The sequence below is a fragment of the Streptomyces sp. NPDC032940 genome, assembly GCF_040636935.1.
Taxonomy (GTDB): Bacteria; Actinomycetota; Actinomycetes; order Streptomycetales; family Streptomycetaceae; genus Streptomyces.
This window is the reverse complement of sequence record NZ_JBEZVJ010000050.1, coordinates 16689-27457: the sequence shown is the minus strand read 5'-3', so window position 1 is coordinate 27457 and position 10769 is coordinate 16689. Positions and strand designations below refer to the sequence as shown.

General features: G+C 75.3%; 9 protein-coding genes and 1 pseudogene. 7 read left to right on the top strand and 3 right to left on the bottom strand.

What is annotated here, in order from left to right; genetic code table 11:
- Positions 1 to 99, top strand: a pseudogene (locus AB0E77_RS32830) (branched-chain amino acid ABC transporter permease); the annotation flags it as partial.
- A gap of 326 nt (positions 100 to 425) precedes the next feature.
- On the opposite strand, the gene AB0E77_RS32825 reads toward AB0E77_RS32830, so the two are convergent.
- Complete coding sequence (locus tag AB0E77_RS32825; RefSeq protein ID WP_361578218.1) at positions 426 to 1535, bottom strand: PP2C family protein-serine/threonine phosphatase; 1110 nt, start codon at positions 1533 to 1535, stop codon at positions 426 to 428.
- Positions 1536 to 1590: 55 nt separating this feature from the next.
- Positions 1591 to 2793: a glycoside hydrolase family 64 protein gene (locus AB0E77_RS32820; RefSeq protein ID WP_361578215.1), complete on the bottom strand. Its 1203-nt coding sequence runs from the start codon at positions 2791 to 2793 to the stop codon at positions 1591 to 1593.
- A 322-nt stretch (positions 2794 to 3115) separates the two neighbouring features.
- Between AB0E77_RS32820 and AB0E77_RS32815 the strand changes: the two genes are divergently transcribed.
- The 4 genes from AB0E77_RS32815 (at position 3116) to AB0E77_RS32800 (ending at position 5524) form a co-directional block, all read left to right on the top strand.
- Complete coding sequence (locus AB0E77_RS32815) at positions 3116 to 3844, top strand: peptidase E (protein WP_361578212.1); 729 nt, start codon at positions 3116 to 3118, stop codon at positions 3842 to 3844.
- 27 nt (positions 3845 to 3871) lie between these two features.
- Complete coding sequence (locus AB0E77_RS32810; RefSeq protein ID WP_361578209.1) at positions 3872 to 4639, top strand: SDR family oxidoreductase; 768 nt, start codon at positions 3872 to 3874, stop codon at positions 4637 to 4639.
- Positions 4640 to 4665: 26 nt separating this feature from the next.
- Complete coding sequence (locus AB0E77_RS32805) at positions 4666 to 5031, top strand: MerR family transcriptional regulator (RefSeq protein WP_361578206.1); 366 nt, start codon at positions 4666 to 4668, stop codon at positions 5029 to 5031.
- A 145-nt stretch (positions 5032 to 5176) separates the two neighbouring features.
- Positions 5177 to 5524 (top strand): hypothetical protein, encoded by a 348-nt coding sequence (locus AB0E77_RS32800; RefSeq protein ID WP_361578203.1) that lies wholly within the window; start codon positions 5177 to 5179, stop codon positions 5522 to 5524.
- 6 nt (positions 5525 to 5530) lie between these two features.
- Here AB0E77_RS32800 and AB0E77_RS32795 read toward each other — a convergent pair whose 3' ends face one another.
- A complete protein-coding gene (locus AB0E77_RS32795) occupies positions 5531 to 6415 on the bottom strand; it encodes a Gfo/Idh/MocA family oxidoreductase (RefSeq protein ID WP_361578200.1) in 885 nt (294 codons plus the stop codon).
- A 345-nt stretch (positions 6416 to 6760) separates the two neighbouring features.
- On the opposite strand from AB0E77_RS32795, the gene AB0E77_RS32790 reads away from it, so the two are divergent.
- Together AB0E77_RS32790 and AB0E77_RS32785 are read left to right on the top strand one after the other, a co-directional pair.
- A complete protein-coding gene (locus AB0E77_RS32790; protein WP_361578197.1) occupies positions 6761 to 7672 on the top strand; it encodes a dienelactone hydrolase family protein in 912 nt (303 codons plus the stop codon).
- A 228-nt stretch (positions 7673 to 7900) separates the two neighbouring features.
- The gene (locus AB0E77_RS32785; protein ID WP_361578194.1) at positions 7901 to 10687 is read left to right on the top strand and encodes a LuxR C-terminal-related transcriptional regulator; all 2787 of its coding nucleotides are present in this window, start codon (positions 7901 to 7903) and stop codon (positions 10685 to 10687) included.
- Positions 10688 to 10769 lie beyond the last annotated feature (82 nt).

The following is a 10769-nucleotide window of genomic DNA, read 5'->3' as shown; positions in this document are numbered from 1 at the left end:
TTCCCGGCGCCGGGCCTGGAGCGCACCACCGGGCAGATCGCCCTGAAGGCCTTCCCGGCCGCCATCCTCGGCGGCATGGCCTCCCCGGTCGGCGCACTGCTATCGGCCGACTATCCCGATAACACCATTCAATGCCGAAGCGGCGTCCGCATCCGGAGGGAGCCCCCTGCCCTGAGGTGCCGCTCCCGGCGGCGCGGCGTCTCATGGACGCGATCGAGCAGTCCGCCCGAACAGAAGAGGGAACCTCACGGTCCGCTTCGACATCCAGCCCTTCCGACTCGGCGACGGCTACCTGGACGGCGTCCCCGTCGTCGTCCTGCTCATCGGATTCGGCAGCGTCCTCGCCGCCGTCGCCTGGTGGACCCCGCGACGGCTCGACCGGATCCTGCCCCACATCGACGCCGAGGGGGAGCACGAGGGCGGCGTCAGCGGGCGGGCGGGAGCGCAGGGGTGAGGACGAGCATCGTGACGTCGTCGTCCACGTCCGGGCAGAAGCCCACGAGGTCCGCCCAGACACGCTCCGCGAGCCCGGCGGGCTCCCCGGCGGCCAGCGCGGCCAGCCGGTCGGCCAGCGGATAGAACGCACCGCTGCCGTCCCGGGCCTCGACCACCCCGTCGGACGCGAGGAAGAGCCGGTCACCGGGGCACAGCGCGACCGTGCTCGCCTCGATCGAGGCGGCGTCCGCCAGCCCCAGCCCCAGCGGCGTCCACGGCGCGACCTCCACCTCCGTGGCCCTCGAGCCGCGCAGCAGCAGGGGCGGAGGATTCCCGCAGACGACCACCCGCACCTCGCGGGCGTCGGCGGAGAACTCCAGCAGCGCAGCCGTCGCGAACAGCTCGGCGTGCCACGCGTCCGCCGAGTCCACCAGCAGCCTGCGGTCGAGCCGCGCGGCGACCGACACCAGGTCGGGCTGGTCGAGCACCGCCTCCCGGAACGCCCCCATCAGCGAGGCGACCGTCGCGACCGCCGCGAGGCCGTGGCCCTGCACGTCGCCCATCACGGCCCGGATGCCGAAGGGGCCGTCCCGCACGTCGAAGAAGTCGCCCCCGACCAGCGTCCCGCGCTGCGCCGCCCGGTACAGCCCCGTACAGCCCACCGCGCCGATCCGCTCGGGCAGTGGGGGCGCGACGGCACGCTGGGCCGCCTCGGCGACGGTGCGCTCCAGGTCGAGTTGGGCGTCGCGGCGGCTGCGCACGAAGGACACGAACACGCTGAGCACGGAGACGAAGGTGATGGTCAGCAGGTCGGTGCTGCCCGGCCGGTCGAGCTGGAAGGCCGGGACGTTCAGCAGCGCGAGCACCGCGCCGCACAGCAGGGCGGTCGCCAGCGGGCCGTACGACAGCACGGCCAGCGGCGGGATGGCGCCCAGCAGGAAACCGATGTCGAGCCGGTCGTCGCTGAGGAGCGTCGCGGCGCAGATCGCCAGAACCATGGCGATCGGCAGCGTCCGCACCCAGCGGGGCGGCGGCGCCCCCCGCAGCCAGCCGCGCCGGTCCTCGCTCCGGCGCGACGGCAGGGCGGACACCTTTCGCACACCACCACGCTCCTACGGCGCGCCGCCCGGCGCACGCCGGGAAGCGCGCCGGAGCTCAGAACGCGGTGAGCGTGAGCCGGATCCCGGTGGGTGCGGTGTCCTGCACGTATGAGGCGAAGTCGGCCACGTCGTCGAAGGCGAAGCCGTACGCCTTGCCGTCCTCCGTGGCCGCGTGCACCGCCTTGGAGTAGTGGTTGGTCAGGGCGGTGCCGTAGAACGTCGCGGGGTCGGTCGTCGGCTGGGCGGCCGAGGACAGCAGCGTGGAGCGGTTGAAGCCGGCGCCGACGACGGCGGCGACGGGGCCGGTCGTGCCGTCGTTGGGCGCGGCGAGGGCGCCGTCGCAGAACAGCACGTCCCGGGTGGACGGCTTGGCGAAGGACACCTGGGCGGGCCCGCCGAAGGTCAGCCGGTCTCCGCGGACCCGGCCCGTGAAGGCGCCGGCGTTGGTGGTGACGGTGAGGTCCTTGCCGGTGTAGGTGCTCCAGACCTCCTCGATGTACGGGGCGAGGTAGTCCTCCGGGAAAAGACCGGCGTCCAGCCCGTGCCCGGGAGCGATCACCCGGAGGTCGTCCACGACCAGCGGGGCGAACTCCTCGACACGCCGCACGGCGTCGAAGACGGCCGCCCGTCCGCCGGGGCGCACGGTGCCCGTCGTCTGGTCCTTCGCGCCGGTCAGCCGGATGGCCAGCGGCACGCTGAACATGTCGACCATGGTGGTGTTGCAGAACATCCCGGCGGAGTTGTAGGTGAACTCGGCGCAGTCGTGCAGCACGTGGTGGTTGGGGTCGGAGGCGACCCAGCCCGCCGGGTACTGCAGCGCGGGGTTGCCGGCGCCGTCGGCGACCACCTTGAACTTCAGCTTCTCGCCGAGCGACACATAGATCCGGCCGGACAGATACGGCAGTGACAGCGTTGTCTCACCGCTGCCGGCGAGGCTGATCGCGTAGTCGGTGAAGCCGTCGGCACCGTTGTCCGACAGCGCCACGGGCGCGACGGTGCCGTCGGGGGTGACGCGCACCTGGCGGCCGTCCTGGTTGCCGACGATGTAGACGTGGACGTCGGCGTTGCCGAAGGAACCGGTGCTGTTGACGATCGTCAGCGGCAGCGCGCCGGCGGCCTCGGGAACGGCCGCGTCGCTGTCCGTGCCGGCGAGGGCGTGGGGGGCGACGGCGGCGACGGCGGGCGCGGCCACGACGGCGCCGCCGAGCGCGACGAGCAGCTTGCGGCGGCCGAGGGGGCGGTGGTGACGAGGAGTCATGTGGGGGGTCTCCAGAATGTTCGGGACATGACAGTCCGAGTCTCCGAGGGGGGAGTCTCCTGAGAGCGCTCTCGGACGGTGGCCCGATGGTACGCAGAACACCTGCCGGGGCCAACCGCCCCGACGAGCACGCAACAGCCCTGACGGGTCCGGAACTTGGCGGATGCGGGCGAGGGCCGCAGGCCTTAACCGGCACTTAAGGCCCGTTTAATGCAGGCGGCGGACGACAGGGGCGGCGGGCCTTTCGATTGCGTACACGGGGGACGGCCCGGCATCGTGCGAGTCGCCGTACCCGCAGACCTGCGTACCCAGGAGGTCCCCCATGGCTGCGATTCCCGAGCGTCGACTCGCCCTCCTCGGAGGAGGCTTCTCCACCGACGAGGACGGTCTGCTCGACTCCTGGGTGCTCTCCCGGGCGCGCGCGGCCCGGCCCAGGGTCTGCTTCGTTCCGACGGCCAGCGGGGACGCTCCCGCCTACGTCGAGCAGTTCCTCACCGCGTTCCGGTCACGCGACTGCGAACCGGGCGTGCTGTCCCTGTTCCGCCGGGAACTCGACGACGACGCGCTGCGGTCCTTCCTGCTCGCCCAGGACGTCGTCTACGTCGGCGGCGGCAACACGGCGAACCTGCTGGCCGTCTGGCGCGCGCACGGCGTCGACCGGATCCTGCGCGAGGCCTACGACCGCGGGACCGTCCTCTGCGGGATCAGCGCGGGCGCCAACTGCTGGGCCGAAGGCTCGCACACCGACTCCTTCGGGCCGCTCACCTTCCTCCCGGACGGACTGGGCCTGCTCCCCGGCTCGGTCTGCCCGCACTACGACAGCGAAGAGGGCCGCCGCCCTTCCTACCGGCAGGCCGTGGCCGCCGGCTCGCTGCCCGCCGGCTGGGCACTGGACGACGGAGTCGGCGTCCTCTTCACCGACGGCGTGCCGACGGACACCGTCACCCGCGCGCCGGAGGCCCGGCTGTACCGGGTGGAGGCCGACGGGAGCGGCGGGGCCGGGGAACGAGCCCTGGCGTGCCGCCTGCTGACGGAGAACGACGTGCGTTGACCTTGCCGCCGACGGCAGGGTTGCACGATGCCCGGCATGGACATCAGCGCCTCTGGAAGCAGCAGAACCGTCCTCGTCACGGGAGCCGGCACCGGCATCGGCCGGGCGACCGCCCGCGCCTTCGCCGCACAGGGGGCCCAGGTGGTCGCCGTCGGACGGCGCGGCGAACCACTCGCGCGGACGGCGGCCGGGTGCGAGCGGATCACCCCGCTGCCCGCCGACATCACCGCCGAGGGGGAGCCCGAACGCATCGTCCGGAGCGTGACCGAGGCGTATGGCCGACTGGACGTCCTGGTCAACAATGCCGCCATCGTGCACAGCGGTGCCCTCGGCACTCTCACTCCCCGGCTGATCACGGCCCAGCTCCAGACCAACCTCGTCGCCCCCGTCCTGCTGAGCCAGGCGGCGCTGCCTCCTCTGGAAGCCTCCGGCGGTGTGATCGTCAACGTCAGCACGTCGGTGGGGCAGCGGGCCTGGCCGGGCAGTTCCGTCTACGCGGCCACCAAGACCGCCCTCGAACTGCTCACGCGCAGCTGGGCCGTCGAGCTGGCCCCGCGCGGCGTCCGGGTGGTGGCGGTCGCCCCGGGCGCCGTCGACACCCCCATCGGCGAGCACCAAGGCCTGACGCCGGAGCGCATGGCCGCGGTCCGGCGGTGGCAGCTGGAGCACACCCCGCTGGGACGGATCGGCCGGCCCGAGGAGGTGGCATGGGCGATCACCCGGCTCGCCGAGCCGGCCGCGTCCTTCGTCACCGGAGTCGTGCTCCCGGTCGACGGAGGGGCGGTCGTGGCGTGATAGGCATGGCCCGGGAGGTGCGACGGGTGCGGATAGGTGAACTGGCCAGGGCAGCCGGCACGACCGCTCGGGCGCTGCGGCACTACGAGGAGGCCGGGCTGATCTCCTCCGAGCGGGCCCACAACGGCTACCGCGTCTACGACGAGCGGGCCCTGGTGCGGGTCCGCAACATCCGCCACCTGCTGTCCGTCGGGCTCACCCTGGACGACGTGCGCGTCTTCCTGCCGTGCCTGGACGGCGACGTGGCCGGGGCACCGCCCTCGGACAAGGGGCTGCGAGTGGCACGGGAGCGGCTGGCGGTGCTCGACGAGCGCATAGCCGCCCAGACCGAGGTCCGTGACCGCCTGGACGCGGCCCTGCGGGAGCAGGCGTGCCGTCGGGCAGACCGGTGACCTGACCGGCGCCGCCGTGCTGTGCACCTGACGGCACCTCAGGTGCTCGCCTCCCGCGCCGGGCCGGACGCGCTCCCGTCCGGTGCCGGTGCCGGGTGGCATGCTGGCCCGCAGGGCGGGTGGCCCTGCGGGAGACGGAGGCGGTGTGGGGTTCGAGGGTGACGTCTGGCGCGTGCGCGACCGGACGACGGGGGCGGAGGTCGGGGAGATCGTCGTGGACGACGCCGACTTCCCCTGGCTCGCGGGCCGCTTCAGGCCCGGTCCTGCCTTCGGGGCGGTGCGGGAGCTGTTCGCCCGCGAACTCGCCCTGGCAGAGCGGGACGACACCGGGCACCGGCAGGAGTGGGAGGCCGCGTACGCGCAGATCACGACACGCGTGTCGCTGGCCTCGCCGGAAGGCCCGGTCGCCGGGTTCCTGCTGCACATCCGGGGGGACCGGGCCTGGTTCCGGTGGAGCGAGACCTCGTCCGGGACGCAGGACGCCGCCGGCTGACCGGCGTCACCGTCCGGTGCCGAGCAGCTCCTCGGCACCGGCGAGGATCTCGGTGACCCGGAGCCCGAACACCGCGTCGCAGGGATGCGGACGCCCGGTGCGCGCCGCGGCCAGGAGGGCGTCCACGGCCCGCTGGAGCGCGGGCACCGGACCCTCCGCGCTCTCCGGCATCAGCGTCACCCCGGCGGCGCCGCGCAGCTCCACCCCGGCGCCCGCCGCCGCGGGCGGTGCCGACAGGCTGAGGGTGAGCGTGCTGGACGTCCCGCCGGTGTGGTCGAGGACCAGCTGGACGGTGTCGCCGGGACCGGGCACGGCCGCGGCCACCTGCCGTACGTCCCCCAGGACCGGCAGCAGCACGGACAGGGCGTGCGGGCCGACGTCCCACAGGGCACCCTTCTCGCGGCGCCACGGCGAGCGCGCGAACGGGCTGTCGCCGCCGAACACCGCGCCCAGCCACTGCGCACGCGCCGTGAACCAGTCACCGGTCTCGGCCTGCTCGGCGATCCACGCCTCGGTCCCGGGCTGGAACCGGGCCGTGAAGAAGACGACGGAGGCGACACGGGCCTCCCGCACCGCCTCGACCACCGCCCGCCCCTGCGCCACCGTCGTCGCGAGCGGCTTGTCCAGCAGCAGATGGCACCCGGCCCGCGCCGCGCGCACCGCCAGCTCGGCCTGCACGGCCGGCGGCAGCGCCACCGCGACGGCGTCCACCTCGGCGAACAGGCCGTCGACATCGTCGTAGGCACACGTGCCGTGCCGTTCCGCCAGTTCCTTGGCGGCCTGGGGCCTGCGTCCCCACACGCCGGCGAACTCCACTCCGACATGCCGGTCCAGGGCCGGCGCGTGCGCCATGTCCGCCCAGGGGCCGGTGCCGAGCAGTCCGATCCGCATACCGCCGCCTCTCCGAGATCTGCACCTCGACATCGGCCGGCGCACCACGTCGCCCGGCCGGTGCCGAGCGTGTCACACGGACCGGGTGCCTCCGCAAGCCCCGGGCCGGAGGACAGCGACGCAACGCGTTCCCGGGCGCCGCCCATCGGTTCACCCGTAGCCCGCCCAGTCCCACGAGACCGGTGATTCTGCCGATGCCCTCCGGCACCGCGCCTGCCGACAGTGGCACTGCCAGCTCATCGGCGAGGCCCGTCCGGCGGATGTCCCGGGACGCGACCCCACGTGTCCCGGGCCGTGTGCGACCACCGGCCGGGCGACTCGCCACGACAGAGAGGACGACTCGTCGTGCAGCAGAACCCCCACAACCACGTTGCCCCCCGCGGCACACGCCGGCGGCTGGCCGGTGTCACCGCGGCCCTCGCCGCCGTCGTCGCGCTCAGCACCCTCACCGGCCCGGGAGCCCACGCCGCCGACAACCCGTACGAGCGAGGCCCGGCGCCGACCACCTCCAGCATCGAGGCACTGCGCGGCCCCTACTCCGTGTCGGACACCAGCGTCTCGTCGCTCGCCGTCACCGGCTTCGGCGGCGGCACGATCTACTACCCGACCAGCACCAGCGACGGCACGTTCGGTGCCGTCGTCATCGCGCCCGGCTTCACCGCGTACGAGTCCTCCATCGCCTGGCTCGGTCCGCGGCTGGCCTCGCAGGGCTTCGTCGTGTTCACCATCGACACCCTCACCACGCTCGACCAGCCCGACTCCCGCGGACGGCAGCTGCTCGCCGCTCTCGACTATCTCACCGAGCGCAGCTCGGTGCGCAGCCGGATCGACAGCAGCCGGCTCGGCGTCATGGGGCACTCGATGGGCGGCGGCGGCACGCTCGAGGCCGCCAAGTCCCGGCCCTCGCTCCAGGCCGCCATCCCCCTCACCCCCTGGAACCTCGACAAGACCTGGCCCGAGGTCAGCACCCCGACCCTGATCGTGGGCGCCGACGGCGACACCATCGCCCCGGTCGCCACCCATTCCGAGCCCTTCTACTCCAGCCTGCCCTCCACCACGGACCGCGCGTACCTGGAGCTGAACGGCGCGACGCACTTCTCGCCCAACACGTCGAACACGACGATCGCGAAGTACAGCATTTCCTGGCTCAAGCGGTTCATCGACAACGACACCCGCTACGAGCAGTTCCTGTGCCCGCTGCCGCGGCCCGGCCTCACCATCGAGGAGTACCGGGGCAACTGCCCGCACGGCTCCTGACCTTCCACCGCCCCGGCCGGCGGCGGCCGCGCGTACGGCGCCGTCGCCGCCGGCGCGCTGTGCCGCCGCACGGCGGGGGGCGGCGCACTCTGGGCAACCGCACAGCGCTCTTCCGGGTGCACCGCGAAAGAAGCGCAGGTCGGGCGGTCGACACCTGGCCGAACCGGTGCGCAGCGGGCGTGGACCGGTGCCTTCCGCCTTCGGTTACGCGCGCGTAACCTGCCGGGAATGACCGGAGAGACGACCGTACGTACGGCCGTGCGGATCCAAGGCCAGAGACCGCAACGGCGGGTGGTCGGGGAGCTGCTGGACGGACTGGCCACCCGCGGCGGCCACCTGGTGGTCACCGGGGAACCCGGCCTCGGCCGCACCACCCTCCTCCAGTGGGCCGCCCGGACCTTCACGGCCGGTCCCGTCCTGTGCCCCGGCGCCCCGGCGGACCGGTACGCACCCGATCCGGCCGGGGCACTGCTCGCCGGCCTGCGGACGGCAGCAGGCGACGGACCCCTGCTCGTGTGCGTGGACGACGCACATCTGTGGGACCCGGCGGCCCGGGCCGCCCTGGTCCGCGCGGCGGAGTGCCCGCACCCGGCGGTCCGGATCGCGCTGCTCCTGTCCGTGGCCGGAGACCGGGCCGTCGCCCCGGAGTTCGCCCACCTCCCGGCCGTACGCCTGGACCCGCTGTCGCCCCCGGAGGCCGACGCCCTGCTGGACGACGCGACCGACGGCACCGCCGGCCCGGCCGTCCGCGCGCACCTGCTGGCCGAGGCGGAGGGCAACCCGGCCCTGCTGCTCGCCCTGGTCCGCCGGCTGTCGCCCGCCGAACTGCGCGGGCACCGGCCGCTGCCCAGCCCGCTCGCCGACGCCGGCACCCTGGCGGGTGTGGCGGGCAGAGCCCTGTCGGGGCTGCCGCGGCGGGAACGGGACCTGCTGCTGACGGTTGCGGCGGCCGCCCGGGTGCCGGACGCCCCCGACGTCGACGCGGACCTCGCCCTGGCCGCCGTACGGCACCTGCGGCCGGCCGACGCGCCCCCGTCGTGGCACTCGCGGCCGGCTGCCGGGCCGTTGCAGTGGCACCCGCGGCCGCCCACCGCTCCCACGCCGGGCCCGGAGCCGGTGTCCGGGCTCCTCGCACTCGCCGACGGCCGGCTCCGTCTCCGCAGCCCGCTCGTCGGACGCACCGTCCACGCCACCGCGGCACCGGAGCACCGTCGCGCGGCCCACCGTGCGCTGGCCGGCGTCCTGGAGGCGGCCGGGCAGCAGCTCCCCGCGCTGCTCCACCGCGCCTGGTCGCTGCCCGGCGCCGGTCCCGCCCCCGCACTCGCGGACCGGCTCGCGGCCCGGGCCGCCGAAGCGACCACCGCGCCGCACCGGCTGCGCGCGACGGCGTACGCCCGTGCCGCCGAACTGTCGGCCGACGGCCCGGCCCGGGCGGAGCGCTACACAGCCGCGGCCGAGCAGGAACTGCTCGCCGGCCGGCCCGACCGTGCGCGCCCGCTGCTCACCGCGGTCCGCGGCTCGGCCGCCCCCGCCGTGGTGCGGGGGCGGGCCGAACTGGTGCGCGGGCTGACGGAACTGCGCGACGGCCCCGTCGGCGACGCCCACCAGACCTTGCTGCTGGCCGCGGACCTGCTCGCCGCCGAGGCCCCCGGCCAGGCCGAGGCCGCCGCTCTGGCCGCAGCCGACGCGGCCTGGGCCGCCGGCGACCTGCCGGCCTGCCTGGCCACCCTCGGCCCGGCCCCCGGCCCGACCGGTCGGAGCGCAGGGCAGCCCCTCACGCCCCCCGACCTCGTGCGCCACCACCGCGCCGGCATGCGGGCGCTGCTCGAAGGACGGCTGGACCGCGCGGCCGTACCGCTCGGGCACGTCGTGGCACACGCCCGCACCGGCGAGCGCCCCGAAGGCCTGCTGCGGGCGGCGGCGGCAGCCCTGCTCCTGGGCGAGGTGGACGCCGCCCGCCGGGCGGGCGCGCGGGCCCTCGCCGCCGCCCGCCACCTCGGCTCGGACACGCTGGTCCCGCATGCGCTCGAGTACCTCGCCTACGCCGAGCTGCGCGCCGGCCGGCACCCGCAGGCCCGCGCCCATGCCGAGGAGGGCCTGCGCACCGCGCTGCGGGCCGGGCAGCGCAACACGGCCGCCCACCACCGGGCCGTACTGGCCCTCGCGGCGTCGATCGAGGACGAGCCGGACGCGGTCGCCCGCCACGTGGCCGCCGCGCTCGACACCGCACGCCGGCACGGACTGGCCCAGGCGGCCACCCTGGCGGAGTGGGCGGCGGCCCGCGCCGACCTCGGGCGCGGCCGTCCCTTCGACGCCGCCGACCGGCTCGGTCTCCTGGTCCTGCCCGGACCCCGGCGCGGCCACTTCGCGGTGTGGCGGCTGGCCGTGCCCTGCTTCGTGGAGGCCGCCGTCCTCGCCGGCCGGCACGAGGACGCCCGGACGCTCATGACGGACTTCGCCGGCTGGGCCGCCTTCGGCGCCGATCCGCAGGCCGCCGCCCAACTCGCCCGCTGCCACGCCCTGCTCGCCCCGCCCGATGACGCCGACGCCCTGTACGTGCGCGCCCTCGCCCGGCACGACGAGGCGGGCGGCGACTTCGAACGGGCCCGCACCGCACTGCTCTACGGGAAGTGGCTGCGCCGGCGACGCCGGCCGCGCGAGGCCCGCGACCGCCTCGGCGGCGCGCTGGCCGGCTTCGAACGGTGCGGCGCCGGCGTCTGGGCCGAGCAGGCGCGCGGCGAACTGCGGGCGCTCGGCGCCGCCTCGCGCGGTTCCGCGCCCGCCGGCACACTCACCCGGCTGACCCCGCAGCAACTGCGCATCGCCCGGCATGTCGCCGAGGGCGCCACCAACCGGGAGGTCGCGCTGAGCCTGGCGGTCAGCACCCGCACCGTCGACTACCACCTCCGCAGGGTCTTCGCGGTCCTCGGCGTACGGTCCCGGCTGGAGCTGGCGCGCGTGGTCGAACAGGCGGAACAGGGGGAACGGGCCGAAAAGACCGGTGCACGACCCTAGGGACCGACCAGACGGTATGCCATCCTTCGGGGCAGGACGAGTCAGGGGGCAGGCCGGGCGCGGGCGGACGGCCCGCGTCGGC

Coding starts and splice junctions, on each gene's coding strand:
- AB0E77_RS32820 (WP_361578215.1), bottom strand. CDS start 2,793: ATGACTCCTCGTCACCACCGCCCCCTCGGCCGCCGCAAGCTGCTCGTC.
- AB0E77_RS32815 (WP_361578212.1), top strand. CDS start 3,116: ATGGCTGCGATTCCCGAGCGTCGACTCGCCCTCCTCGGAGGAGGCTTC.
- AB0E77_RS32810 (WP_361578209.1), top strand. CDS start 3,872: ATGCCCGGCATGGACATCAGCGCCTCTGGAAGCAGCAGAACCGTCCTC.
- AB0E77_RS32795 (WP_361578200.1), bottom strand. CDS start 6,415: ATGCGGATCGGACTGCTCGGCACCGGCCCCTGGGCGGACATGGCGCAC.
- AB0E77_RS32785 (WP_361578194.1), top strand. CDS start 7,901: ATGACCGGAGAGACGACCGTACGTACGGCCGTGCGGATCCAAGGCCAG.